Source organism: Candidatus Poribacteria bacterium, from assembly GCA_009839745.1.
Taxonomy (GTDB): Bacteria; Poribacteria; WGA-4E; order WGA-4E; family WGA-3G; genus WGA-3G.
Map to the genome: position 1 here is coordinate 34,241 of VXPE01000056.1, position 25,489 is coordinate 59,729.

Here is a 25,489-nt window from a genome sequence, read left to right on the forward strand (position 1 = left end):
AACTGTGTGATTCCTAAAGCGGAACATAAATTTAAATGGAATAGGCGCGGTTTTATTGCAAACCGCGCCATCTGCGAAAAGTATATCTATTACTCTTCACGAGATAGGTTTAGAAATCGTATCCGACTTTGGCATACCAGTATGCCCCATCAAAACCGAACGGACTGAACTGCCCATATTTGTTGCCGACAGAATCAGCACCATTCGGATTTTCATCGGGATAGGTATTCAGGATATTTCTTCCACCGAGCGTGAGAGTCAATCCGGCACCCACGGTGTAAGAGGTTTCCAAGTCGAAAATAACCTTTCCAGAGTATTCTCCAGTGCCTGGCACATCTGGATTCTGTAAATAATCTTCAGAATCAAACCAACCGCTGAAATAACTGGCACGCCCGAGCACTCCCCACGCATCCGTTATGGATTGAAAGACAGTCAGGCTGCCTCGGTGTGCGGGTAAATTCTCTTGCAGTTCCCTGATTCGATGATCGTCCAGCGTGTCCGGATTGTGATCGGTAACTGTGGTGTTCGTGAAGTTATACACAGCGATGAGGCTTCCATTGGGTATTGGTGCTGTAACGACGGTATCAATACCATTGGTTGTCGTAGAGAAGTCATTGATAAAGAACTGGAATGTTTCCAGATTCGCCGCGCTGGTTACACCTGCGGCGATGAGCTGCGCCTTCTGTGCGTCAGTCAATTTAAAGTGTTGTGACACAGATAACCGATTTTTCAGCCGAATATCAAAAAAGTCCATCGTGAAATTTACGCCCAAAATATCGACGGTAAATCCACCTGTGAAGTTATTTGACGTTTCCGGGTCAAGCGAGTTATCTTCCTTGCCTGTCACAACATCAACAGCGGGGTTGGTGGAAGGAATTGTTCCTTTATTAACGAGATCACCCTTCGCAAAATCGTATTCAGTGGTAATGTTGAACGTATTTTGCTGTCCCGGTGTCGGTGCGCGGAACCCGGTACTATAACTTCCCCGCAACCGCATCGTTTCCGTAATCTTGTAGTTTGCAGCGGCTTTGTAGTTCAGGGTGCTACCGAAAATCTCAAATTGTTCAGCGCGCACAGCGAGCGCGATCAGGAGCGGATCAATCGGTCTGATTTCACTTTCCAGATACATCGCAACGTTGGAACGGTACCACTTACCTGCTGCAACCGGGCTGAACCCTGAAAATCCATTGGATGCGGCAGTGAAGCCTTGCGCCGCGAGGGGCCCAATCTGATGCGACTCGCGTTCCCCCTCTATGATTTCAAAGCCTTCGTCCCGATATTCCAAACCCGAAGCGAGGAACACCATGTCACTGAGCGGATAGGCTACATCAAAGTTGAGGTTATAATCCGTCTGGATATAGTCGCCCGGATCAAAATATGTCGGTGTATCTGGACCGAGCGAAGCATTAACGGTATTGAAGATAAAGAAATCAGCATGGTTGCGTCCAAAAGAGCCACTCAGATCCCACATTAAGTCCTTACCCAACGTATCTTTGAGTGCGGTGCCTTTAACACCAACGACGACAGAAGTATCCCACATGAATGCACCAAATCTGGGTGTGAACCCGCCTGGGAACATCTCCTGAAATGTGAATAGATTCGGATCGTTCTTGACGGCTTGCAACCGTTCGGGATCCGGAACGTGGTTGGTTATCGGGATATCGTCAGCATCGTGAGGTGAGAGTTCGGTGAACTCCTGTCCTGCAGTTTCCGCTGCCGCCTTTCGGGTTTCCCAAGCCGCCATTTCGTTTGTCAAACCCCGCATATCCCCGACGAGCAACGTATCGCCCCCCGTCGTACTAAACACACCGCCGCGGGTATTTGGGTTCCGGAAATAGAACCCACCTTCAACGCGCTTGCGGGCGTAGTTGGCATGTCCATAGAAGTCGATGGTATCCGTGAGAGTGGCACCGTAGTTGGCAAACAATTTGACATCATTCTCTATAATCGGCTGTCCCCAGATTTGCGCAGGGTCTTTCACACTGAAATTGCCTGCGTTAATCAAGGCTATGGCATCATTACGTTGAACGGATCGGATGGTCGGATCTGCGCCACCGTATTCAAAGCTGAGGCTACTCCAGGCATCTGGATTCCCTAAACCGATGTTGCCAGCGACCGCAAATTGCCTACCGTCACCGTATTGGTAGATACCGGGTTTGAATTCAAACGAACCGCCTTCGTGGTTGTTTTTCAATTGGAAGTTCATCACACCCGCAATGGCATCAGAACCGTATTGTGCGGAGGCACCATCACGGAGGACCTCTACCTGTTGCAGGGCAATTGCGGGAATAGGTGCCAAGTCAGGTCCCTGTGAACCGTCAGACAAACCGTTCCCGAGCCAGTGAATCACCGCGGCACGGTGTCGCCGTTTACCGTTAACCAGCACCAGCGTATGGTCTGGGGCAAGTCCCCGTAAATTCGCCGGACGGACCACCGTTGACGCATCACTAATCGGTTGCGTATTGACGTTATAAGAGGGCACCAAAGCTCTCAGCAGATCGGGTAGATCGGCGCCACCCTGCTTTTCAAAGGATTCGTTTGACACAATATCGATCGGGACTGCCGAATCCAAGACGGAACGCGGTTGCGCACGGGTACCCACAACAACGAGGTTTTCAAGCCGCACAGGTGCCTCTGTTTGCGATGTTTCTTCAGACGCTTCAGTCTCGTCCGTGGTCTCCGCTGCTTCCTCCGTTTCTTCCGCCGTTTCGGAATGTTCGTCCGCTATAACGGTCGTAAACGCACCCATTGCAATGACTATAAAGATACTGAGTGCGAAGACGATGGGTTTGATATATTTACTGTAATACATAGATAGAATTTCTCCTCTTGGTTCTCATATAAACGTTAAACCTTGAAAACCACCCTATATAATTAAACACAAAAACGAGGGATGGGTAGCACACCTACACTCCCTTTAGAAACTATAACCTTACAATTAACAACCGAGGCTGCCCTTTCCTAAAATTTGGTAGGTAAGCGGCAGTTTGCATTAATATATAATACCACAAAATTTCTATTGCGTCAAGTTTTAGGCGAGAGACGCTAAAAAAATTTAAACTTGACAATAAACTCGGTAATAATATATACTTAATTCTTAACGCCCCGGCGTCAAACCTCCGTGCCTTAACTTGCGGACTGTAGATGCCCTTTATTGGAAAGGGCAGAGGTATTATTTCTGAAAATCGCGCAGTTGCTCAGAAACCGACACTTCACGCTTTCGCGTGTGGGTGGTATCACTAACAAAAAAGACTATCATGGCAAAGAAAAAAGGTCGTCGCTCCGTAAATGTCGCACGGAAGCGCGAAAAGCGAAACCGCGAGCGGAAATATAGACAAAAACAACTTGCTCTTGAGAAACAACGTAGACTTCCCTACGAAAAGTCGGAGGAAGCCCATTTACAAGCTTGTATCTCACAGAGCCGAAAGCTGCTCAATGAACCTGAACTTGAAGGTGTCCTTTTCGATTTTGAGCTGATGTATACACGCGTGACGGAAGTCCTCGATAATTACGAAACACCCAAAACAGACCTAGACCCCTTTGAAGAAAATTTTACTGAGCTAACGCTTGCAACGGATGAAGCAGCTGCGAGTGAAACGGCACTAACGCCTTTACCGGAAGCGGAACAGGCATGCGAACATTTTCGGGTAGAAGTGCTCCCACATCTTGTTACACCCGACTTCATGCAACGATTAACACAAGCACTCACGGCGTGTGAAAAACGCCTCAAATTAACAGGGAACCGAGAACTCGCAGAGGTCGCTTTTGTTACCCGCTCGCTCTTTGAAGCCGCCCCACCGGAAATACTAACGTTCCATCCGCTGATCCAAACTATCGGTATTGAAACGCTACGGATCCTCGTGGAAGAACCGGAGATGATTGTTGACAGACATGAAGAGGTCAAAGAAATTCTCTCTAACGTTCTGGAATACGAAGACGCCGAAGCCTATGAATCTCAACCGATGTCTGTCTTTTCAGAGACCGGGCAAAATCGAGAACACCCTAACGTAGAGACCTCCGAACTCGCCTTAACAAAACCCGCTGCGCCGAATTTTGACGCGATAAATGCTAAAATAACCGATCCGGGAAATGTTGAGTCCTCTCTTGAGGGGACTTCCTCCCTGCTTTCAAAGCCGGCCAATCTCCCCGACCCACTTGCCACAGCAAGCGTAGAGCCGACAGTGTCACCCGACGAACTTCCTGTTCGGGCACTTTACAAAAACTTCAACGGTTTGGGAATAAAAAAGAGTTTCGAGGCGCGGACAGACGATACATCTCTACAAGATGGACTTACCAATTACGCTTTGGTGAATGAAAACGAAGAACAGGTTGAATTTGTTGATGTGAAAAACGAACGCTATATCAAGGTTACCGAAGAACGGTTGCAGTTACACGCACGTTCAGACGCGGAACTCACGCTTGCAATGGCAGAGGTGGAAGCAGCGTGCAGCTCGGCAGTCCTATATCTCGCCAAAACAATCGAAGAAAGGGGGTAATGTTATGCCACGAAGTAAAAGCGGGCAGGTCCGACGTCGGACACAAATCCGCCAACGCCAACAACGACGGCTGAAAAAAAAGAAAGTAGCATTGAAAGAAATCTTACAGAACAGCGGTAGTTAATAGACAGCATTGCGATAGCGGCGGGTCGCTATGCCCGCCTACTTAATCTTTTCAAAGTGAACAAACGCTGATGACTGCAACCGGACGGAGTCCCCGCGACGCTCTTCAATATATCCCATCCTGAGCAGCGTAACCACTTCATGAGAAGTCGGAATATTGAAAAGTTGACGCACGTGTTCACGGTCGGCGGGACGTTCCAGAGGCGCGCTGACAAACTGCACACCGATGTCTAAAGCCGTTGCAGCGAGCAACACATTCTGAATCAACATCCCCATGCTCAACCACATCCACCGCGTCCCCCCGTCACCCGGTGGGTATCTCTTGCAATTCATCGTAACCAGCATGAGCAGCGGTGCCTCACGGACCTGTGCCGCGATCTCTTTCGCGGGTATCTTTCCTGCCCCCAGATGCCCCAAAAGTGTGAACGCCTTCGCGTTTTTCAACATCCCTTCCAATATTCCATCCGGCGCGTCCTGCAGCAATTTCGGCAGCGTAACGTGGTCGGTCAGCAGCACGCCATCACCGAACGCCTTCAAATCCGACGCTGTGAGACGCATCCACCGGCTATTGTCATCAAGAAATTTGGCATCTTTGAATTGTTCAACGATAGCGTGTTCCGTCACCTCGGCGAGTGCCCCCTTGCCCGCTGCTTCCTGAACGATCACAAGTTCCCACGGTTGAACATTGAAGGGTGAGGGGGTCCACCGTGCAGCCTCAATGAGTTTTTCAAGGTCTTTGGCATCAATGGCGCGGTCCTGAAACGTCCCGCGATGGCTGCGTCGCTGTGTTATTGCGTCAAAAACATTCATAGATTCTCATAGTCCCGATGGCGTTGTAGGATCTCTGCTGGGGATGCCGTCCCCGTCGTGCCGATTTTGGTGACGGTAATTGATGCCACCAGATTGCCAACATACGCGGCTTCAACATAAGCCTCCGCTTGTGAAGTGTGTAGGAGACCACAGAGCGTTGCGACAAGTCCCGCTGAGACGCTATCCCCCGCCCCAACAGGATCAATCTCATCGTTAATGGGCATACCGGGGATGTGCGTAAACCCATCCGCACTATAGACGAGAATACCGTTCTCCCCAAGGGTGACGTAGACGGTTCGTTGTGTTTGTTCTGCGAGGGCAACGGCGCACTGCCTCGCCGCTTCGATGTCAACGTCCTGTCCATCCCACTCCGGCTGAAGTGCACGCTTCGCCTCAAACCGATTCGGTTTAATGGTAACGTTTCGGTACTTACCAATTCGTGTGCGAGAATCAGCGAAAAAGACTTTATCAGGAAACGCCGCTCCCAACTCACATAATTCTTCTCTCACCCGATTGGTGACAACGCCTAAGTTCTCAATCGGCATCTGATCCCCGACAATTACGCCATCCACCAGCGGGATACAATTTTGAAGTGCATCAATCACAGCAGTTTCCACCCCCGCCTTCATCCTGGATGGGTTCTCAATATCGAATCTCGGTCCCTCCATCTCCACGCCTTCATAGCCACGATGCATGGGTTTAAGATAGGTAGGCGTTACCCAATCGGGTGTCTGTATCATAAAATCCGTCAAGCATCCGTTTGTTTGTAGACACTCCAAGAGCGTCCCCCCGAACCCGTCTTCACCGATAACTCCCAACGTGTAGACCGTCCCTACGCCTAACGCTTTCAGGTTATTTGTGACAGTTCCCGCCGCGCCCGGACTATAGCGTTGTGCAACAACAGGATTCGTATGCCACGGGGTCTCTAAGGAGAGAGTCGAACGGGTCTTGTCTATGGACCAATAGGCATCAAGATAAAAATCGCCAACGACAAGAATCCGTTGGTCGCGAAATTGATTGAGAATCGTGTTCAGGCGCGCTTCGCTAATCAATGTGCTTCTCCGGTGGCTCAGAATGTCCTGCAATGTGGATAACCATTATACCACATCCCTACTTTTTGCGGAAACACCAAATCCGCAAACCCTCTAATTTTTTCTTGACTATTTTCTTACACTTGTTATACTTTTTTCAAGATTGAACAATGATGGGACAGCAGCATTCGGATGGATTGCAAGCCCATCATTATCTAACTGAAAACCCTCAAACAGAATATTAGACTATCCTGCACTGAGTGCGTTGGTCTAAAAACATAGGAGCCGTTTATGAATCCGAAAATTTTTAGGTTAACAGTATGCATATTGCTCGGACTCTCAGTCGCTTACTTTTCTGCGGGGGAGAGAACGGAAGATGTCGAAATAGCTGGAGAGCCAATGCCTGCCCTTAAAGTGGGTTTGATTCATCCGTTGCTAAATTACGCCACTTTTGGCGACGGTGCGAGACTCGCGGTAGCCGAAATTAACAAGGCAGGCGGGGTTCTTGGAAGGCAGGTAGAGCTTCTCTATAAAGTGGAATTAGGCTCCATTGCTGATTCTGCAACAGAATTAGCTGAAATGGAAAATGTTGTTGCTATATTAGGTCCGATGTTTTCAAGTAGTGCCGTTAAAGTTGGACCGATCATCAATATCCCTGTCATCGTCGGGGCAACAGGTGCTGATGTGACGAACACTGGGAATGATCCCAGAGATTTTCTTTTTCTCGTGGCGAATTCAAATGCCTTGCAAGCAAAAGTCATGGCAGGTTTTGTAGTGAACGACCTCGGCAAGAAAACTGCAGCGATGCTTTGGCAGAACGGGGATGTCTACTCTAAAGGTTTCGTTAACGCATTTGATGCGAATTTCAAGAAACTTGGCGGGCGCATTGTTGCCAGTCAAACGTATGAACAAGGCGATACAACGTTTCATACCCAACTTGCGATCATCAAAGAGTCAAGCCCTGATGTGCTGCTGCTCGCGAGTTTTCCGCCAGAGAACCCGCGCATCGTGAAACAGGCGCGGGAGATGCGCCTTAAGACCACCTTTATCGGCAGCGATGGTTGGGATGATCCGTTGATGTTGGAGATTTTAGAGGATAATAGGCCTCTCGAAAATTCTTATTATTGTAGTATCTCGGATGAACTTGCCGCAGATTTTACTGACGCTTATGAAACAATGTTTAAAGCTCAGCCTATCGGTATCGCGCCATTAGGTTACGATGCCATGAAGTTATTGGCAATAGCGATTGAAAACGCGCAATCCACAGACCCTGTTATGATTCGGGATGCAGTTGCGGCTATCACTGATTACCAAGGGGCGACAACTATTTCCAGCTTTGATGGGAACCGTCATCCTATCAAACCTGCTGCGGGTATCCGTGTGTTGAAAATTGTTGAAGGTCAACCACAGCAATACACTGTTTTGAAAGCGAGATGAGTAAACCCTACCCAATTTGCAATATCATCTCAGATGTGGTAGAATATACGGAGCAGGACTTATACAAAATCACAGAATTACCGACATTTACCACGCGGTAGATGCGGTTTGGTGAAAGCCCTACCCAGGGAATTGCGCGTAAGTCCTAAGGCATTCAAAATTCATCACACTCACATTTGGAGAATATCTATGTATAAAATCGGTCTCATCCCTGGCGATGGAATCGGCCCCGAAGTGACGCGCGAAGCAATGAAAGTCTTCGGGGCAGCAGCCGAACACGCAGGAATTCAATACGAGACAGTCGAATACGATGTCGGCGGCGACCGGTATCTTGCGACCGGTGAAGTGTTGCCGGATTCAGTTTTAGAGGAACTCCGGGGATTAGACGCTATCTATCTCGGCGCGATTGGACACCCCGATGTCAAACCCGGTATTTTAGAGAAAGGTATCCTGCTCAAGGTCCGGTTTGAACTCGATCTCTACATCAACCTCCGTCCCGTCAAACTCTACCCGGGTGTCCCGACCCCCGTGAAAGATAAGGGACCTGAAGAAATCGATTTCATCATTGTTCGCGAGAATACCGAAGGCTTATACGCCGGTATCGGGGGTTTTCTGAAACGTGGCACGCGTGATGAAGTGGCGATTCAGGAAATGATTAATACCTACAAGGGTGTGGAACGTTGCGTGCGCTATGCGTTTGAGCTCACCAAAAAGCGTAACAAGGAAAATACGTTGACGCTCTGCGACAAAGCAAACGTCCTCACTTACGCACACGATCTGTGGCGACGGGTGTTTGACGAGGTAGGTGAAGATTATCCCGACATCAAGAAGGAATACGCCTTTGTTGATGCCACAACAATGTGGATGGTGAAAAACCCGGAATGGTTCGACGTCGTTGTGACGTGCAACATGTTTGGAGACATCATCACCGATCTCGGCGCGATGATTCAGGGGGGCATGGGTGTCGCTGCATCCGGTAACCTGAACCCGGAAAGCGTCGCCATGTTTGAACCGATTCACGGCTCCGCGCCGCGTTATACTGGTAAAAATCAGATTAATCCGATTGCGGCGATAGGTGCCGCCGGAATGATGCTCGATCACCTTGGACATACAACCGAGGCGGCAAAAGTGGAGAACTCTATTAGTGACCTGCTGGCAAGCGGGAAAATCAAGGATCTCGGTGCTGGACGAATGGGCTACACAACTGAAGAGGTCGGCGACCTTGTTGCTGAGGGATTGTAATCGTTCACAGGTAGGCGAGTTTAATTCGGTAATTTCCTAATGAATCCAGTGTCCCTTCCCAGTAACGGGGGGGGACCCCGGTTAGAAACCGCATCTACCGGGCCCGGGAAAAATACCAAATTATCCTCCAATTTTCAGAGCAAACGTGCTGTAAAATTAATCCGGTCCGAATAGCGGTTCCAACGGTTGAAGGTGTACATGTCGTAAGCACTCAACGGCTTGTAGCCAGCGGCTTTGAGCAAATTATTGACGGTGCTGACTTCAAAGATTCGCTGCTGGTGAACCTCTTCATAACGGCGAAACAGCTCGCCTTCACGGATGAAAAAGGTGAGGACGGTTCGGCACATTTTGGAATGGTGGAGGTAATTGTTTTTCCAAATATAGGTATAATCCTCATGGTTTGACGCGAACGTTCTGTTGTGAAAATGCTCAACGATGTTCCGCTCCGTCGTCACGTCAAAGATAAACAAGCCGTCGGGTTCGAGATGCTCGGCGACACATTCAAAGACGTTGCTTAATTCGGTTTCATCGTAAGCATAGTTAATGCTATCGTAGGTGCAGAGGATTGCGTCAAACCGTTGGTTGAGTTGGAATTCGCGCATGTCACCGGAATGGAGTTCGATATTTACATCGTGCGCTGCGGCTTTTTCCTTCGCGATGTCCAGCATACCCACGGCTCGGTCCACGCCTGTCATCTCATAGCCTCTCAATGCGAGTTCTATCGTCAACGCACACGTGCCACATGCCACATCGAGAACCGTGCGCGGTTTGTAATCATATTTGTCGAAAAGCGACTGAATATAATGTGTCCAACGCGTGTAGTTGACGTTTGCCATCATCCTGTCGTAGGCGTAGGCGAATTTCTCATAAGGGGGAGTTAGGTGTGTCCGCATCGTTTAAGTGGCACTTGCAAACCGATACTGCAAGTTACTGGGTTCCTCCTTTAACCCCGACAGAGGCATCCATCATCCGCAGGAGTGTGTTAATCTCATCGGCATCCCAAGATTCATCAGCGTTCGCTTCTATTGCATATCTACCAACGGCTCTGATTTTACGGAGACTGATTTTTCCGGTAAGGAAACTAAACGGGAGCTGCTGCCCGGCTGTTTTCACTCGATCAAACGTAGCCTCAACGTCATACCGATCTACCCCTTCAGGGGCTTGCCGAATCAGCGCATCTTTCACCATATCTGCGCCGAAACCAAATAACTCTTTGATGATAAACCATTGCAAAACGGCAAGGCATATCGTGAGGATTAAGAGAACCGTCAACACCTTGACCTTGTGTCGTCTCCACGTTCCTTTTTCAGCTGCCATTTTTTAAGTTTTCCTTGTAGGCTACGGGTCTGGTGGAAAGTCGTGAAGTGTTCTAAAATCTGTAAAGTTGCGAAGTGGCATCAGCACTTTGGAAGTTCCAATTGCCTCTTTAAACGTTACAGACTTTACAACTTTAGCACACTCGCAAACTTCCTTCAAATCCGCCTGCGTGTTTTTGCTTGGCGTTTTTGCTTGGGTGTTTCTGCGTATTTCTGCGCATTTCTGCGTATTGTTGTAGGCTACTGTTTGACTTTATTATTTAACACTTATCCACTTATCTTAATATTTAAGATGTATATTGTCAACAGATTTTTCCATAATACGGAGGCGGTTAGCCCCTTCCCCTCAAAATAAATAGGTAAAAAAAATGAAGATAGGTATCGTCGGCAGACCCCAAGTCGGCAAAACGACAGTGTTTAACACATTAGCGCAGTCCACCGCAGAAATTGGGGGCTACACCAGCCGCGGGCAAATAAATCTGAGCACTGCCAACGTCCCAGATGAACGCTTGGAACAGATAGCAAAGATATCCGAATCTGGAAAAACAACACCTGCCACAATTGACTACGTAGACGTTGCGGGTGTAACAAAATCGGAGATGGAACACGCAGAGTTAGATTCTGGAATGCTCGCAGAACTCCGGACAGTCGATGCCCTTGCCCATGTCGTCAGGCTCTTTGAAGACGAAAGGGTTCCACACGTTGATGGAAGTGTTGACGCAGAACGGGATATTGAAAGCGTCGCCCTTGAGTTCGCGTTGGCAGATTTGCAGATCGTCGAAGGGAGACTGACTCGGCTCCGTAAGCAATTTCAAAACCAGAAACTCCCCGAACAGCAAAGTGAAATTCGGCTCTTAGAGGCGTGCCAGAAAACCCTTGAGGCTGGAAAACCGCTCCGAATTCTCGACCTCTCCGCGAATGAAGAGAAGTTAATACGGGGTTACGGGTTTTTGACCCAGAAACCGTTGTTGTTAGTGTGTAACATCGGTGAAACCCAACTACAGGCGGCTGATGAAATTTTCCAACGCTTTACGAAATATAAGACGGCACCCCAAACGGAAGTCATTATTCTCGCTGCGCAACTGGAAATGGAGTTATCGCAACTCGATGAAACGGATACCGAAATTTTCATGGAGGAACTGGGATTGCGCGAATCGGCTTTAGAGCGGTTCATCCAGACTTCGTATCGGTTATTAGGGCTGCTCACGTTCTTTACAACCGGTCCCGTCGAGACACGCGCATGGACGCTGCGTGAGGGACAGACGGCTGTAGATGCAGCGGGACGTGTTCACACGGATTTCGCGACAGGTTTCATCCGTTCTGAAACAATTAACTGGGCTGACTTAGTCGCGTGCGGCAGTTACCCAGAGGCACGAAGTAAAGGGTTGCTGCGCGCCGAGGGCAAGACCTATCAGGTCCAAGAAGGTGATGTTTTACTCATTCTGGCGAACCCGACCCACTAACACACTATCCCGCAAATCAGCGATTGCCTCCATCATCTGATTACCCATTTGTTGATACATCTCGCGCTTCGTCTCAAACCCTTCGGCAGTCAGTTCAAGAGGGGCACCGAAAACGACAGTGAGTTTCGACCGACGCAGTCGCTTACTGTTGCGGGGCAACATTCGTTCCGCGCCGCTATGGAAAACAGGGATCGTTGGGACACCTGCTCGGTGTGCAATAAAACAGGCACCGTCCCGCGCTTTACCCAACGTGCCATCGACACTCCGAGTGCCTTCGGGAAATATAAGCACGGCGGACCCCCCTTTCAGGAGAGAGATTGTATTTCGTAACGCCCCTAAGTCAGGGGCACCCCTATTGACAGGATAGGCATTATAGGTTGAGATGAGCCTCCCTAACCCAGGAATTTCAAATGCATTACTCCGCGCCATATAATGGATCTCACGACTGGCGGCGGACCCCACGATCACGGGATCCAGAAAACTCACGTGATTCGAGACAAGGAGCACCCCACCTTCCCTCGGAATATGATGAATGCCTCGCGTTTCAAGACGTCCCATCGTTTTACAGAAAAGGTTTGTAAGTCGATGTGCCCACCGATAGACCGAACGAGAGGTCCAGAACTGATTATTGGTATACCACATAAAAAATATCGGGGTTCCAAACCCCGCCTACTCTTGCTGCTCGTTTGCACACACACATGTAAGAAGAAAATCAACCACTTCTTCAATCGTTTTATCAGTTGTATCAACAACAATCGCGTCAGGAGCCATCTGCAAAGGACTGTGTTCTCGCGTTGTATCTTTTTCATCTCGCTCGCGAATCTCAGCTTCAACCGCTGCTAACGTCGCATCTTCGTTTTGTGCTTGGAGTTCGGCGAGTCTACGTTTTGCGCGCTCCGTCACAGAGGCATCAAGATAGAATTTAAAATCGGCGTTCGGGAAAACGATCGTCGTTAAGTCTCTCCCCTCAGCGATAATGCGCCCTTCAGCACCGATCCGCTGTTGGTGTTTCACAATTTCACGGCGAATCTCTGGGATCTTCGCGACATCTGCGACGAATCTATTGACGGCTGGTGTCCGGATCTGGGCAGAAACATCCTCCGTATTAAGCAGAATTGTCCTACCATTATCCGTGAATTCGATATGACACGCTTCCACACGGTCAATCAATTTCGGGCTATCCGCTGCGAGTCCTTCCTGTAATGCCAACAGCGTCACCGCTCGATACATCGCGCCAGAATCGAGATACAGCAGTCGGAGTTTTTCTGCGACCCGCCGAGCCACTGTGCTTTTCCCAGACCCGGCGGGTCCATCTATCGCAATCGTCACCTGAGATCCTGTTTTTTTCATACGCCTCCTAAGGCTTTTCTGCGCTTCTCGACGATAGTTTGCGCCTCCAGAAGTACACGTTCAATCTCAGGAAGGTCATCCGTCTGAAGCAGAGTTTTGAATTCAGTTAAGTTGTTAACTATGTCATCTATGAGGGATAAAAGGACATCTCTGTTTTGGGAGAAAATACCGGTCCACAAGTCAGGTGAACCCGCTGCAATACGTGTGGAATCCCGAAAGCCGGTCGCTGTAAAGTCCAAGGCTTTTTGCTGTTCGGTTTCCACATTCGCAACGGTATTGGTGAGCAGACTCGCAATGAGATGCGGGAGATGGCTTGCGGCACCGATGAGCAGATCGTGGGTTTCTGGAGAGAGGAGATGTGGCACTGCGCCGACAAATTCCCACAGATTTTTAACCCGTTGTAAGGAATCTTGATCCGTGCTTTCTGTAGGGGTCAAAATACACGTCGCGCTTTCAAAAAGCGTTGCGTGCGCTGCGTCTACGCCGGTTTCGTGTGAGCCTGCCATCGGATGCGCGCCGACAAAAGCGAAGGTATCCGAACCCTGTTTTTGTAACTGCGCCTCAATCGTCCGCACCAACACCGATTTCGTACTCCCGACATCCGTCAACACCACAGATTGTTGGCTATCCACAACCTCAACAATACGTTGGACCAACACTGGCACCAGTTCAACAGGGGTGCACAGGACGACAAGGTCGCTTTCATAGAGTCCTTCTTCAACTTCTGTTGTAACTACATCAACGGCATCGCATTGAAGTGCCTTTTCGAGTCTACCGATATTCCGCCCCAACCCGACGCGTTGCCCTTGAAATCCATTCTTTTTCAGAGCGAGTCCAAGCGATCCCCCAATTAAACCGACACCCCATATTGTAATTCGACGAAGTTGTTGTATGTGTCCCATAGCTAAGTCTTGGAAACCTTCAATCTGCGAATATATCGCGGTATACCGAATAGGTAGAAATCTTACTATATTCTATGGGAATCCACGCCGCTTTGTCAAGCGAAAATTGGTGGACGTGCGCCGTCACCAAATAAATCGGTACATTGGCTTTTCGAGGAAGATGCCGAGAAGTCCCCAGACACTTCCGACCAAGAATTCCCCCAAAATCAATCCCAGAAAGAACGGGGCAACCCGCCGAAACGTCCGCACGCCGCCGAAACGCAGAATCGCTAACTTGATGAAATAACTGATGAACACCGAAAACCAGAAAAAGTTCACTGCCCACGTTCCAGAGATGGCGTATCCGATCGGATACAGGGGCCACCAGAAAAAACGGAGCCGAACCAAGGTCAGACCGAATGCGAACAGAAGTCCGCAGACCATCGCAACCAACGCTGGAATGTCCACAGGCATCGGGTTGGTGAGCCAATTCTGTGTGCGGTTAAACACGGAGCCAGACCACACCTCAATCGCTCCACTCTCATAACCGAGATGCAGTGCCCCCCAAAACGCCGCAAAAGGACTTAGGACCATCGCGAGGAGCATCGCGACGGCAAGCCGCCGTGAAGAACTACGTGATCGCTCCGCCAATTTCAAGCCTTCTAACTGGTGCGGCATTGTATTGCCGCGATACGCACGGTTGAAACAGAATATCAATGAAAAGAGTGCCAAATTTTGTCCACCGAGTCGTCGCATTCCGAACATCTTGGGGAGTAAGACATCGGGTCCCATAGAGCGTAAGTCATGAATCGGTGGACCGAGTTCAGCACGAACCCGCGTAATCACCGTCACCGTCGTCAGATGGATAGCAAAAACGAGGATCGCTACCCAGAACGACATCCCCGCCACCCACCAAAAACCGGCGAGGAGCAGAAAGCCACAGATTAACCCTAACACCGCAACGCGATAGGACATCGGCTCGTTGGATTCCGTTCTTCTGCTGCCGTGCCACGCCTGCCTCAGGACATTCTGTAAATGGGCCCGCGCACTCCATACTGCCATACACAGGACCCCGACGCAAACCCCAAACGATTGGTCGAAGATGAACGGGAACCCCGGAATCCGCTGCAAGCCAGCGATACTGCCAAAGATCATCTCAAACTTCCAGAAGATATAGAAAAACCAGAAGGTAAACGAAAGGTCAAGCGGAATAAAATACGCCATCCCGATAACAAAGGGAAAGAAAACAACTGGTGTCCAACCGATCGCATTCCACGGTTTCGTCGTAAACAGCGGACGCAGATCGTAGAACTCGCCGCCGAGTCCCGGAAAGTTTGGAAACAGGAAATGCAGCCCGTTAACGACATCTATCCCACCTGCGAGGATGATGCCAATCCACAACGGTTTTGAGCGGAAAAAACGTGCCGTTGTCATCTGATACGGCAACTCAATGATCGGGTAGCTGAGCCGTTCTATTTCAATCCACTGTCTGCGTAGCATCACGTTAATACAAAACGTCGTGAACAACAGGACGATGATAAAACCACTCCACGCCAGCGTAGGTTTCCACCACATCTCAAGGTGTGGACGCAGATAGAGGCTGGATTCTCCGGTAAAATAGACAGTCAACCGATTCTTGTCCGTCAATGCGAGCCAATCTGGGAGATAACGGTGGAAGAGCGTGCTCCACTCATTCTCCTCCGTCGCCAACCAGCCGACTGTGGCAATATTGGTAATGATTACCTCAAACAGGTCATGTCCACAGATAGCCGAGGCTACGGATAGCATTGCATAGAGCGTCAGCAGTTCACCTTGAGTGAGTGCAGCGCGCGGCGCGAATCGACGCAGGATGGTATTGATGGCAATCAGGAGGGCGAGTACGAAGATGGTATTGAAAAAGAGGGACATCGTCGTTGGGAACCCTTGATCCCAACGCAGCGATGCGAAGACCCAATAGTTATTGAAGGGAATCAGCGCGAGTCCAAGCCAAATAATCCGCCACCGGATCTTCTGACGAGAAGACGTAGAGAGGGCAGGCGAGTGTTGCAGCATAGATAGCCCCAGTCGAGGTGCGTGTCGTTTACCCGTAGAACCACAACGCCATTATACCGCAGAATTGAACTGCGCTCAAGATTTTTGTTTGCAACATTAAAGCCTGATCTGTTAGAATAAGCGTATAAAAATTATCTCAAGCGTAACCTTCTCCTTCCAAAGACATAAAATGAATACCGTAAAAGAAGCACACTATAATCGCGGCATTGCTTATTTGGAAACGAAACAATATAACAGAGCCGTCACTGAGTTTGAGGCAGCCATAAAGTTGGATGCGGATTTCATTGGTGCTCACTGCGCGCTCTGTCGAGCGTATCTTGAACAGGACGAATTAGAGAAAGCCAGCACTTTGGTCATCACGACACTAAAACTGGATGCCGCCTACCAACCCGCGATACTACTCCGTGAAACGATAACACAAGCATACTATGACAGCGGCAAAGCGTATCTCAATGCCGAACGCTATACAGAAGCCGTTTCAACGTTCCAGAAAGCCCTAACCCTTAATGCCGATTTAGCGCGCAACTCACAGGTCGCTGCTATCGATAATAAGCATATCTATGCACATCTCGGTGCGACTTACATTAGACTACACGCGTATCAGGAGGCAATCGAGGCGTTACAAAACGCGATCGCCTTAGATGCCGATCTTGTCGATGCCCATTACTACCTCGGCTATGCTTACGTGGAACAGGGATCCTACGACAAAGCAATCCCGCACCTTGAACAGGTCATAGCCATTGCTCCCCACCTTAAACGGGCACATTATAACCTCGCACGTGCCTACCGAGAATCAGGCAATTTGGAAGCGGCGACAGACGCCGTTACAGCGACCTTAAAACTTGATCCCAATTATCAGCCTGCTCAGGAACTCGCAGACCTACTGAAGCAGGGACACAAATAACGGCATTACTCACCGCGTCCTATATAAAAAATAGCACCTCACCACGCGAAACAACGGTATCGCACGAATTTTGTTATATCCGCACAATACCGCTGTTTAATTAAAACCCTCAAATCACGAAAGAAACCGGACAAAGCCAGCTTGTTCAAAATGATGATCCGTCGTTAGCGCATCTGTCAAGCCTCGCTGTTCCATGACAACAAAACTTGCACAGTCAACCAAGCTCCACGTCTTATCCAATCTGTTTTCCAGTAACTCCCACGCTCGTGCGTCAAGTCGCTCGTCGATATGTACGATTTCGATCCACGTCTCGGCGCGGATGCTCTGGATATAAGAAATACTTCTCGAACGCGGCACTCGCAAACGCACGCAGAGGGCGATGAGCTCACCCAGCACATAGTTTGTCGTGACAATGTGCCGATTTTCTGCTGCCCACCGCGTCATTAAGGTAACAGCCCTCACATGATGGCGTTCCTGCTCCCGAAAGAAAGAGGCCCATCCGGAGGTATCCGCGAAGACCTCATTCATGCCCACGCCCCGATAATTCTGCCAGTAACCCGTCCCCGATCAACTCATCGTGGCGATCACTGATGTTTTCTTCGTCACATTCCAACGTCCCTGCCAATGCCAGGAGTGGCTCCACCTCATCAGCACTTTTTAGGGCTTCCGACTCCGCTGGAGTCGCCCAAAGATCAGAATCCTCAAGAGCAAGGAGGTAGTCAAGAACAACTTCAAGCTTTTCAGCCGAAAGTCGCTCGATATAAGCAATCGCCTGTTGTTTAAGTTCAACGTTCTTCATGATGTCCCCAAAGTGATATACTCATGACAGCTACGGTTTCCATTGCCACATTTTTCGTGGGTTTCTATTTGATCTGCTGTCGCTATTAGACGCAGATTTGTGTAGATTCCTACCTACTCCTCTTTAATCACGAAGAATTTTTCCTCTTTAATCCGTTCTTCAGGGAAACGCGCACGCGCCCAGATCGCTTTCGCATTCTCGATCATCTGTGGGTGTCCACACGCATAAACGACCGCATTTGTGTGATCGTAACCGAGTTGATCCCCGTATTTCCGAATCACATCTTCGGCACGTCCGCTCTCACCTTGCCATTCCGGGTCCTCCCACGGACGACTCACCGTCTGGACAAACGTGAACCACTCTTCTTGTGCGGCGAGTTCGTTGAGTTCATCCGCGTAATATCCAAGTTCCCATGAAAGGCTCGCACCGACGATCGCTAAAATCTGATGTGGACTCGCTTTGCCCTGTTCCTGCTCAATCTTTTGCGTCCGCGCGATACTAATATATGGGGCAGCACCCGTGACAGTTCCCGCCATCACGTGGCGTGTCATACCACTTTCCGTGTCCAAGACGAACCTGCCAACGAGACGGTCCCGAATAAACACGCTGTCCCCCAATTTCAGTTCCCAAAACAGGGGAGTCGTCGCACCCTCCGGCACCAATTCCACGAAGACCTCCATAAACGGCTCGTGCGGTGAGGAAACGATCGAATACGGACGTTGGACGATCTTTTCGTCAACTTGAAAACCGATCGTAGCGTATTGCCCGGGTATGAACGGCACCTGTTTATCAACACGGAATTTGAACGCGGCTAAATCTTCAGAAAAGTCTTCACGTTCAATCAATTCACCCTTTAAATATTGCGCTCTGGAGCGTCTTCTTCTTCCCATAATATTTCCCTTCAAATTTTCTATGATAGGTTTCGACTTGCAAATTACGTCAAAAAGAAAATAATAGATTTTTGATGACCTTTTCAACACATTTTACTGAAAAAGAAAATTGAAATCAAGTCTTTTTTCCACGAGTGGCTATCAACTATCGGCAGCCGATAGCCATCTACGATAAGGCAAACAAAGGCGTTTTGTTTTCTTACATCTTCGCCAATTTCTTCTCAAGCCATTGGGTCATCGGTGCCTGCCCGGGATCGCAAACCTCAATGAAATGTCCGGGTAAGGGTTGTCCGATCAACGCCTCGACATCCCGTCTCCGTTCGGCAACAATCGCTGGATGGTCACTCGCGACGTTGACCTTCTCCTCCGGATCATTCCGCACATCAAAGAGTTCATCGCCGTTCTCATCGGTATAACCGACTGAAGTGCAAAAGTTCCAGTGGTTATCGCGCACGCTGACGCGTCCGCGCGCATTGCCGGTGATGAATCCTGCCCAACCGGTGATAATCCGTTCACGGAGGAACGCCTTTTCCTGCGTAACGAGTTGCCACATATCCTCACCATCCGTCCAACCGCACGGAATGTCAAGCAGATTTAAAAGCGTCGGCATCAGATCGTGGTTCTGCACGAACGCGAAAACTTCCTTGTCATGCGGTCCCTCTGGATGCCGAATCATCAAATTTAACTGCGTATTGAAGGGGTGTAACTTGTTCGGTCCCTTTCCGAAACTCCCGTGATCTCGGAGTTGCGTGCCGTGGTCAGACATGAGCACAATCAGCGTCTCGTCTCGGATACCCAACTGCTCTATCTTGTCAAGCAGCACGCCGATCCATTTATCAACAAACGTCACTTCGCCGAGGTAAAGTGCCTCAATTCGGCGGCGTTCAGCTTCCGTAGGCCCATCGCCTTCGTTCGCACTGCCGGGTGTGATGAAATCCTTGCCCGAATAGTCGGAAAAATAGAGGTCTGCATAGGACTTCGGTGGATCCCAGGGTTCATGCGGGTCGAAACTATCCACCCATAAGAAGAACGGACCGACGGTATGATTGTCCTGAAGCCAGTCAGCTGCGGCCCCGAAGACGCGCGCACAACTATAGTCATCTTCGGATTGCCGATGCCGTTGCGACAAGAGGTAGTTGACGAGCCCAGCGTGCCGTTGCCAATTGAGGGGTTCACGGACGTGTTTTCGGAGTTGCGCCTCAATCAACTTCGGATCGCCGCTGTGCCAGTTATCCGATTCCTGCCCGCGAATGAAGTCGAAATGCGCGAACCCACGCGAGAAATTCATTGTCGGTTTGAACATGTGATACGTATCCGCAATCAACGCTGTGAGATAACCGCGTTCAAGTAAGACTTCAGCGATCGTATCCTGTTCGGGTGGAATCTTATGCCACCCCGGGGCATGGTGCCAATGTCCACGCCGGTCGAAGTTATACCGCCACGGAAAACTCCGCATCCCTGTAAAGTTGCCGCGACGGATCTGGAGTGTGGGTTGTCCTTCACCAAACGCCCGTGTGAAACGGACGCTCTCCGATGCTAAGGCATCGAGGTTCGGGGTTTGCACGTGGCTATATTTCTTACCTTCACCGATAATGTCCGCACGAAACGTGTCCAAACAGATACACACAATGTTCATAGTCTTATGCCCCTTTCATCTCCTCAAGGATCATTTCGGTGGCTTCCACCGGATTCTCCGCCTCAATAATAGGTCGTCCGACGACAATATAATCCGCGCCGCGTTGAATCGCCGCCGCTGGTGTGGTAATGCGCCGCTGATCACCACTCTTCGACCACTTCGGACGGATACCCGGCGTGACGATTACAAAATCGTCGCCACACGCTTTCCGTATCGACTCGATTTCTAACGGTGACGCCACGACACCACGCAATCCTGCTTCCTGCGCTAACTGTGCGAGATAGACGACCTGTTTCGTCAGTCCCCGTTCTGAGCCGAAACTTCGCTGAAAGCCTGTTTCGTCAATACTCGTCAGAACCGTTACACCGAGCAGAATTGGCATTGGGATCCCGTTCTCAGCAGTTGCATCCTCCGCGCTTTTCCGTGCTGCCTGCATCATTTCAAACCCACCGGAGGCGTGCATGTTAATCATCTGCGCACCGTGCTTTGTCATCATACCGACATCACGTGCCACTGTGTTCGGAATGTCGTGGAACTTTAGGTCAACAAAGACGTTATGCCCGTTTTGTTCAAACCGTTGAAAAGCTTCCATTCCGAGAGCACTCAACGCCTGAAAGCCCATCTTAAACCAACCGACTGTATCTCTAAGCCTGCTGGATAACCAGCCAATCCTCCCATCATCGTCCGTATCCAATGCGACGATCAATCTGTTTTTCAATTTTTTAATCTCCTATGTAAGGGTGACGCGCTGTGTTACGCATTAATTCCTTGTATTCCTTCTCTTATAATATTATCTCAACCGGCACCGCAAACTTCATCAACGATTCGCAGCGTCTCTCGGTGCGCGTCCTCAATTTGCGTCTGACAGGTATGGATATGCGATTCAATATCATTCAGTTGTTCTGTAAACTTGTTTACCATCCGATGCACCTCTGCAGGCGATGTGCCACCGAGGCTCTGGTTATTCTGAATCGCCAATTCCGCATCCAGTATCTGCTTGAGCTGCGAAATCGGTATGTCAATCTCTCTCTGTTTCAAAAGTTTTTGCGTGAGTTCCCAATCTGAGAACGTTTTTTCCAGCTGCACGAGTTCCCCGACGAGCCAGCCGACAATCTCATGGCACTCCCGAAAACTAATCCGATGTTCTTTAACGAGATAGTTTGCCAATTCCGTCGCCGTTGCGAAGTTTGCATTCGCCAATTCCGCCATCCGTTCGGTTCTGAAATCCGTGGTTCTGAGGAGTTCCGGTAGCAGACCGAGGCACGCCTTCACAACATCAAACGCCTCCCAAAGCGGGGGTTTATCCTCCTGAAAATCGCGGTTATAGCCCATCGGTAACCCCTTGAGATTCGTCAACAGATCCAGCAACGCGCCGTAGACGCGCCCTGTGCGCCCGCGCGTGAGTTCGGCAATATCGGGATTCTTTTTCTGCGGCATGATGGAACTCCCGAAACTATAGGCATCATCAAGCACCGCCATCCCAAACTCATAAGTCGTCCAATAGATAATTTCTTCGCTAATCCGTGAGAGGTTCGCCATCACAAGCGACAGCGCGAAAAGCACCTCTGCGATAAAATCTCGGCTGCTGATGACATCAAGTGCGTGTTCGTGTGGTGCGTCGAAACCGAGCAGTTCCGTCGTCAGGTGTCGATCAATCGGGAAGGTTGTCCCCGCCAAGGCACACGCGCCGAGGGGATTTATATTGGCAAGGGCATAAGCAGATTGTAGTCGTTTCTGGTCCCGTAGGAACATACTTACGTAAGCCGTCGCCCAGAAACCGAGACTGATCGGCTGTGCGTGTTGGGTATGCGTATAGCCGGGCATGACGGTGTCGGCGTGTGCTTTCGCAATCTGGAGGAAGGCGTCGCAGAGTTCGGAGAGACCGCGTTGGACGTTGAGAATTTCATCCCGAATGTAGAGATGCGCGTCCACGAGTACCTGATCGTTGCGTGAACGAGCGGTGTGGAGTTTACCGCCGAACTCGCGCCCGGCGTTCTCAATCAGATACGACTCGACGTTCATGTGCACGTCCTCTTTATTCGGATCGAGCGTGAAATTGCCGTTCTGAAAATCCGTTTCTGCTTTCTGGAGCCAGCGTAAAATCTCGCGCAGGTCGGCATCGGAGATAATCCCCTGGCGAGCGAGCATGATCGCATGCGCTTGGCTTCCCCAGATATCGTATCCGATGAGTCGGGTGTCGGCTTCAATAGAGTGCGTGAAGGCTATCGTCTCTGTGGTGAGGCTCGTGCTGAAACGTCCACCCCAGAGGGTCTTTCTCGGTTTTCCCACACTTATACCACCTGTGGCGGGCGACGGACTGATGTCGGTTGGATAATTTTGCGTTGATCGGGTGTCAAACGTGCCAACAACTCTTTGGAATGTGGATAGTCAAAACGCTCACGGACATATCTCGGAGAATAGCGATAGACGATCGATCGGCGATATCCCTCACTCGTCCGCTCTGCCGATCCGTGTGTAATCGCATCCGTGAACATGACGACATCACCTGCCTTGAGATAAATCTCCTTCGTGCCAAAGGCTGTCCCTGCGGGTTTACCGCTCACGCCGTCATAGACCAGCCCTTTCCCATCGACCTTCAAGCGCGGGTGAATCTCTGTGCATTTATGGCTCCCAGGCACCAATACGGGTGCGCCATCCCCCGGTCCAATATCGTTGAGCGCCATCAGGACGTTAATCTGTCCGACCATCCATTCGCCGGTGTTCTCCTGTCGGAACGTCAGGTAACTCAGCGGCACATGTCCACCACAGTGGATATGAATGAAACCGCCGGGACCGCGGACGTTGAGGAAATTCTCGTGGATAGAAAGCCCGTTGACCTCGTGGACGTATCTCCGCATCAACCCTATCCATGAAGGATGGTCGATCAACTTCTGAAAAACGTCCCCACCCTCAATAATATTCTGGAAATTCACACCGTTCTCGATGTTGTAGGTATGCGTTTCGATGTTCCCGATCCAACGCGGAATCCGTCTGTCTTCGGTTTCGTCCTCCCACGGATTTTCAACGTAAGTCCAATGGTCATCGATCCACGCGTTCATTTCATCCAGATCAGGTTTCGAGATTGCGTTCTCTAAAATTAGATAGCCTTGTAGGTCGAACAGATAATCTTGTATCTCTTGATCCATGTTCCGTCTCCTTATAAAACTACAAATATGACAGATATGCCTCCAATTCCGCTTCAGTCGGGGTCGGTGTGGAGACACCTCCCTCAGGGACTTCCATCTTTGCTGTCCAGAGAATCCCGTTGAGAATTAACTTACGGAATTGATCATTCCCCCAATTCTGATGGTAATGCCCACCGGTACATCCGAACCCACGCCCGCGATCTGGACGTTCGAAGCACCATCCCAAGTGCTGAGGCTCACCGTTGGCTACCGAGGCACGGACATGTGGATTGCCGCTGTATGGCCCATCGGGTCTTTTGAGCGTTGATGCAGGCGCAATCGCACTCAACACAGGTGTCACGCCCCGCATATTTTCACGAAACCGCATGTGATAATACCACTCGTCTTTCAATGAAAACGGCTCCATCCCACGTGTTATCGGATGTTCAGGAAATTCAGTAAACGTTGCAATCCAATACGGATTCACCGAAAGGCCTGGTTCAAAGTAACCCCCGATCCAGTCTAAGAAGCAATTACCCGGCTTGCCCTTTGGCACCTCGACTGCAAAGTGTAACATCGCGAGTCCTATGCCCTGTGCCATCAATTCACCGATCTGATCAAGATGCGGGATGCTAAGATGGTTTTCACCACCGCCTGAATAAACAATAATGGCATCTGTATCGGTGAAAATCGCTGGATCTTCGGGCCACCCCTGAGAGACCACTGCCACTACGCCGTTCACATTTTTGTTTAACTGATCGGCGAGAAAGTCACACCCAGCAGGATGCTCATGCGCGCCACTGCCACGACTTCCACTTCCTGCCACCATAACAATTCGAGATTTCTTTGCCATATCTTTCGTTCTCCCATTCGGAGTATCTACTATGCTACAATTATACACGTTCTCGTTGTGGATGTCAATTTTTCAACTTGACAATCTTGCATAGCAGCCTTAAAATACCCTAAACGCAAGGTAATAAAGGAGCACCGCAATGGAGAAATTCCCCATCGTTGATACGCATGTTCACCTCTGGCACCCGGAACGGTTGAGATACCCATGGCTTACGGAAGTCCCCGCCCTCAATAGACCTTATCTCTTAAAAGACTACAACGCTGCGTCCGGCGAATTGGATATTGAATCCATCGTCTTTGTTCAGTGCGATACGCATCCCGATGATGGCTTGAAAGAGACTACCTGGGTTACCGACCTCGCAACAACAGTAGAGCCTCGGATTCAGGGTATTGTTGCATGGGCACCCCTCGAAGAGGGAGCACAGGTGGCACCCTTCGTTGAAAAACTGGCAGAGAACCCACTCGTCAAAGGTATCCGCCGTCTCATCCAATCCGAAAGCGTGGATTTTTGCATTCAACCCAACTTTGTAAGTGGTGTTAAAACACTTTCTCGCTACGGGCTCAACTTCGATATCTGTATCTTTCACCCGCAACTCGCCAATGCGATTCGGCTTGTGGAACAGTGTCCGCATGTTCAATTCATCTTAGATCACATCGGCAAACCCGACATCAAGAACCAACTGTTTGATCCATGGAAACAGGAGATTCAAACGCTTGCGACGTTCCCAAACGTCCATTGCAAAATATCGGGCTTGGTAACAGAGGCTGACTTCGAGGCATGGACACCTGCGGATCTACAACCGTATATCGAACACGTTATCACCTGCTTCGGTTTTGACCGCGTTATATACGGTAGCGATTGGCCCGTCTCTACGCAAGCCTCGGCGTATCCACGATGGGTACAGACATTGAGAGAGGCTGTATCTGGATATTCATCTGAGGAGGTGCGAAACCTTTTCAGAGATAATGCCATTAGATTTTACCGACTTGACGCATAGATACAACAGTCCCGGCAGGTGCGGTTTTGGAACCGCACTGACTGCATTCGGAATAAACGGAATTCTCCGATCTTGCGTAAGTCC

23 protein-coding genes are annotated in these 25,489 nt (G+C 49.8%); 6 read left to right on the forward strand and 17 right to left on the reverse strand.

All coding sequences use genetic code 11. The features are described 5' to 3' along the window. Nucleotides 1-109: 109 nt before the first annotated feature. Nucleotides 110-2,812, reverse strand: coding sequence for a TonB-dependent receptor (locus F4X88_09610; protein ID MYA56539.1), 2,703 nt, complete (start codon nt 2,810-2,812; stop codon nt 110-112). Between the two features lie 445 nt (nt 2,813-3,257). On the opposite strand from F4X88_09610, the gene F4X88_09615 reads away from it, so the two are divergent. Then, nucleotides 3,258-4,496, forward strand: a complete 1,239-nt coding sequence (locus F4X88_09615) for a hypothetical protein (GenBank protein MYA56540.1) — start codon at nt 3,258-3,260, stop codon at nt 4,494-4,496. A 162-nt stretch (nt 4,497-4,658) separates the two neighbouring features. Here F4X88_09615 and F4X88_09620 read toward each other — a convergent pair whose 3' ends face one another. Together F4X88_09620 and F4X88_09625 are read right to left on the reverse strand one after the other, a co-directional pair. Continuing rightward, on the reverse strand, nt 4,659-5,429 hold the full coding sequence (locus tag F4X88_09620) for a nitroreductase family protein (protein ID MYA56541.1): 771 nt from the start codon (nt 5,427-5,429) through the stop codon (nt 4,659-4,661). Beyond that, a complete protein-coding gene (locus F4X88_09625; protein ID MYA56542.1) occupies nt 5,426-6,481 on the reverse strand; it encodes a carbohydrate kinase in 1,056 nt (351 codons plus the stop codon). Before F4X88_09625 ends, F4X88_09620 begins: the two co-directional genes overlap by 4 nt. Before the next feature lie 270 nt (nt 6,482-6,751). On the opposite strand from F4X88_09625, the gene F4X88_09630 reads away from it, so the two are divergent. Together F4X88_09630 and F4X88_09635 are read left to right on the forward strand one after the other, a co-directional pair. After that, nucleotides 6,752-7,897 (forward strand): ABC transporter substrate-binding protein, encoded by a 1,146-nt coding sequence (locus F4X88_09630; protein ID MYA56543.1) that lies wholly within the window; start codon nt 6,752-6,754, stop codon nt 7,895-7,897. 189 nt (nt 7,898-8,086) lie between these two features. Then, on the forward strand, nt 8,087-9,139 hold the full coding sequence (locus F4X88_09635; protein ID MYA56544.1) for a 3-isopropylmalate dehydrogenase: 1,053 nt from the start codon (nt 8,087-8,089) through the stop codon (nt 9,137-9,139). A 134-nt stretch (nt 9,140-9,273) separates the two neighbouring features. Here the strand turns inward: F4X88_09635 and F4X88_09640 are convergent, their stop codons facing one another. Together F4X88_09640 and F4X88_09645 are read right to left on the reverse strand one after the other, a co-directional pair. Continuing rightward, the gene (locus F4X88_09640; protein MYA56545.1) at nt 9,274-10,032 is read right to left on the reverse strand and encodes a class I SAM-dependent methyltransferase; all 759 of its coding nucleotides are present in this window, start codon (nt 10,030-10,032) and stop codon (nt 9,274-9,276) included. Nucleotides 10,033-10,066: 34 nt separating this feature from the next. Beyond that, nucleotides 10,067-10,456, reverse strand: a complete 390-nt coding sequence (locus F4X88_09645) for a hypothetical protein (protein ID MYA56546.1) — start codon at nt 10,454-10,456, stop codon at nt 10,067-10,069. Between the two features lie 367 nt (nt 10,457-10,823). Here F4X88_09645 and ychF point away from each other — a divergent pair, with 367 nt between their 5' ends. Further along, nucleotides 10,824-11,918, forward strand: coding sequence for a redox-regulated ATPase YchF (gene ychF / locus F4X88_09650; protein ID MYA56547.1), 1,095 nt, complete (start codon nt 10,824-10,826; stop codon nt 11,916-11,918). On the opposite strand, the gene F4X88_09655 is transcribed toward ychF, so the two are convergent. The 4 genes from F4X88_09655 to F4X88_09670 all read right to left on the reverse strand — a co-directional run bounded on the left by F4X88_09655 (nt 11,889) and on the right by F4X88_09670 (nt 16,201). Then, nucleotides 11,889-12,560, reverse strand: coding sequence for a 1-acyl-sn-glycerol-3-phosphate acyltransferase (locus F4X88_09655; protein MYA56548.1), 672 nt, complete (start codon nt 12,558-12,560; stop codon nt 11,889-11,891). The two genes, ychF and F4X88_09655, sit on opposite strands and share 30 nt — an antisense overlap. 27 nt (nt 12,561-12,587) lie before the next feature. Then, entirely contained in the window at nt 12,588-13,247 is a 660-nt protein-coding gene (locus tag F4X88_09660; protein ID MYA56549.1) for a (d)CMP kinase, read from the reverse strand. A gap of 17 nt (nt 13,248-13,264) precedes the next feature. Beyond that, nucleotides 13,265-14,170, reverse strand: a complete 906-nt coding sequence (locus tag F4X88_09665; GenBank protein MYA56550.1) for a prephenate dehydrogenase/arogenate dehydrogenase family protein — start codon at nt 14,168-14,170, stop codon at nt 13,265-13,267. A 123-nt stretch (nt 14,171-14,293) separates the two neighbouring features. Continuing rightward, nucleotides 14,294-16,201, reverse strand: a complete 1,908-nt coding sequence (locus F4X88_09670) for a hypothetical protein (GenBank protein ID MYA56551.1) — start codon at nt 16,199-16,201, stop codon at nt 14,294-14,296. A 169-nt stretch (nt 16,202-16,370) separates the two neighbouring features. On the opposite strand from F4X88_09670, the gene F4X88_09675 reads away from it, so the two are divergent. Continuing rightward, a complete protein-coding gene (locus F4X88_09675) occupies nt 16,371-17,105 on the forward strand; it encodes a tetratricopeptide repeat protein (protein ID MYA56552.1) in 735 nt (244 codons plus the stop codon). 114 nt (nt 17,106-17,219) lie between these two features. Here the strand turns inward: F4X88_09675 and F4X88_09680 are convergent, their stop codons facing one another. The 8 genes from F4X88_09680 to F4X88_09715 form a co-directional block, all read right to left on the reverse strand. Beyond that, nucleotides 17,220-17,633 (reverse strand): type II toxin-antitoxin system VapC family toxin, encoded by a 414-nt coding sequence (locus F4X88_09680; GenBank protein ID MYA56553.1) that lies wholly within the window; start codon nt 17,631-17,633, stop codon nt 17,220-17,222. Next, nucleotides 17,626-17,904, reverse strand: coding sequence for a hypothetical protein (locus F4X88_09685; GenBank protein ID MYA56554.1), 279 nt, complete (start codon nt 17,902-17,904; stop codon nt 17,626-17,628). The genes F4X88_09680 and F4X88_09685 overlap by 8 nt, the downstream gene beginning before the upstream one ends. Nucleotides 17,905-18,017: 113 nt before the next feature. Next, nucleotides 18,018-18,794 carry a ferredoxin--NADP reductase gene (locus F4X88_09690; GenBank protein MYA56555.1) on the reverse strand — a complete coding sequence of 259 codons (777 nt, stop codon included), beginning with the start codon at nt 18,792-18,794 and terminating at the stop codon, nt 18,018-18,020. Nucleotides 18,795-18,993: 199 nt separating this feature from the next. Continuing rightward, nucleotides 18,994-20,430 (reverse strand): sulfatase-like hydrolase/transferase, encoded by a 1,437-nt coding sequence (locus tag F4X88_09695; GenBank protein MYA56556.1) that lies wholly within the window; start codon nt 20,428-20,430, stop codon nt 18,994-18,996. Nucleotides 20,431-20,434: 4 nt separating this feature from the next. Beyond that, nucleotides 20,435-21,157, reverse strand: a complete 723-nt coding sequence (gene pyrF / locus F4X88_09700) for an orotidine-5'-phosphate decarboxylase (protein ID MYA56557.1) — start codon at nt 21,155-21,157, stop codon at nt 20,435-20,437. Between the two features lie 68 nt (nt 21,158-21,225). After that, nucleotides 21,226-22,752, reverse strand: coding sequence for an argininosuccinate lyase (argH, locus tag F4X88_09705; protein ID MYA56558.1), 1,527 nt, complete (start codon nt 22,750-22,752; stop codon nt 21,226-21,228). Continuing rightward, nucleotides 22,722-23,576 carry a phytanoyl-CoA dioxygenase family protein gene (locus F4X88_09710; GenBank protein MYA56559.1) on the reverse strand — a complete coding sequence of 285 codons (855 nt, stop codon included), beginning with the start codon at nt 23,574-23,576 and terminating at the stop codon, nt 22,722-22,724. Before F4X88_09710 ends, argH begins: the two co-directional genes overlap by 31 nt. A gap of 19 nt (nt 23,577-23,595) precedes the next feature. Beyond that, nucleotides 23,596-24,408, reverse strand: a complete 813-nt coding sequence (locus tag F4X88_09715; GenBank protein MYA56560.1) for a ThuA domain-containing protein — start codon at nt 24,406-24,408, stop codon at nt 23,596-23,598. Between the two features lie 139 nt (nt 24,409-24,547). Here F4X88_09715 and F4X88_09720 point away from each other — a divergent pair, with 139 nt between their 5' ends. After that, entirely contained in the window at nt 24,548-25,405 is an 858-nt protein-coding gene (locus F4X88_09720; GenBank protein ID MYA56561.1) for an amidohydrolase family protein, read from the forward strand. Nucleotides 25,406-25,489 lie beyond the last annotated feature (84 nt).

What these genes read in the sequence shown, in the direction of transcription:
- F4X88_09620 (MYA56541.1), bottom strand. Translation starts at nt 5,429, where the DNA reads ATGAATGTTTTTGACGCAATAACACAGCGACGCAGCCATCGCGGGACG.
- F4X88_09685 (MYA56554.1), bottom strand. Translation starts at nt 17,904, where the DNA reads ATGAAGAACGTTGAACTTAAACAACAGGCGATTGCTTATATCGAGCGA.
- F4X88_09655 (MYA56548.1), bottom strand. Translation starts at nt 12,560, where the DNA reads ATGTGGTATACCAATAATCAGTTCTGGACCTCTCGTTCGGTCTATCGG.
- F4X88_09680 (MYA56553.1), bottom strand. Translation starts at nt 17,633, where the DNA reads ATGAATGAGGTCTTCGCGGATACCTCCGGATGGGCCTCTTTCTTTCGG.
- F4X88_09670 (MYA56551.1), bottom strand. Translation starts at nt 16,201, where the DNA reads ATGCTGCAACACTCGCCTGCCCTCTCTACGTCTTCTCGTCAGAAGATC.
- F4X88_09675 (MYA56552.1), top strand. Translation starts at nt 16,371, where the DNA reads ATGAATACCGTAAAAGAAGCACACTATAATCGCGGCATTGCTTATTTG.
- F4X88_09690 (MYA56555.1), bottom strand. Translation starts at nt 18,794, where the DNA reads ATGGGAAGAAGAAGACGCTCCAGAGCGCAATATTTAAAGGGTGAATTG.
- F4X88_09715 (MYA56560.1), bottom strand. Translation starts at nt 24,408, where the DNA reads ATGGCAAAGAAATCTCGAATTGTTATGGTGGCAGGAAGTGGAAGTCGT.
- F4X88_09710 (MYA56559.1), bottom strand. Translation starts at nt 23,576, where the DNA reads ATGGATCAAGAGATACAAGATTATCTGTTCGACCTACAAGGCTATCTA.
- F4X88_09695 (MYA56556.1), bottom strand. Translation starts at nt 20,430, where the DNA reads ATGAACATTGTGTGTATCTGTTTGGACACGTTTCGTGCGGACATTATC.
- F4X88_09665 (MYA56550.1), bottom strand. Translation starts at nt 14,170, where the DNA reads ATGGGACACATACAACAACTTCGTCGAATTACAATATGGGGTGTCGGT.
- F4X88_09630 (MYA56543.1), top strand. Translation starts at nt 6,752, where the DNA reads ATGAATCCGAAAATTTTTAGGTTAACAGTATGCATATTGCTCGGACTC.
- F4X88_09635 (MYA56544.1), top strand. Translation starts at nt 8,087, where the DNA reads ATGTATAAAATCGGTCTCATCCCTGGCGATGGAATCGGCCCCGAAGTG.
- F4X88_09640 (MYA56545.1), bottom strand. Translation starts at nt 10,032, where the DNA reads ATGCGGACACACCTAACTCCCCCTTATGAGAAATTCGCCTACGCCTAC.
- F4X88_09615 (MYA56540.1), top strand. Translation starts at nt 3,258, where the DNA reads ATGGCAAAGAAAAAAGGTCGTCGCTCCGTAAATGTCGCACGGAAGCGC.
- F4X88_09720 (MYA56561.1), top strand. Translation starts at nt 24,548, where the DNA reads ATGGAGAAATTCCCCATCGTTGATACGCATGTTCACCTCTGGCACCCG.
- ychF (MYA56547.1), top strand. Translation starts at nt 10,824, where the DNA reads ATGAAGATAGGTATCGTCGGCAGACCCCAAGTCGGCAAAACGACAGTG.
- F4X88_09645 (MYA56546.1), bottom strand. Translation starts at nt 10,456, where the DNA reads ATGGCAGCTGAAAAAGGAACGTGGAGACGACACAAGGTCAAGGTGTTG.
- F4X88_09610 (MYA56539.1), bottom strand. Translation starts at nt 2,812, where the DNA reads ATGTATTACAGTAAATATATCAAACCCATCGTCTTCGCACTCAGTATC.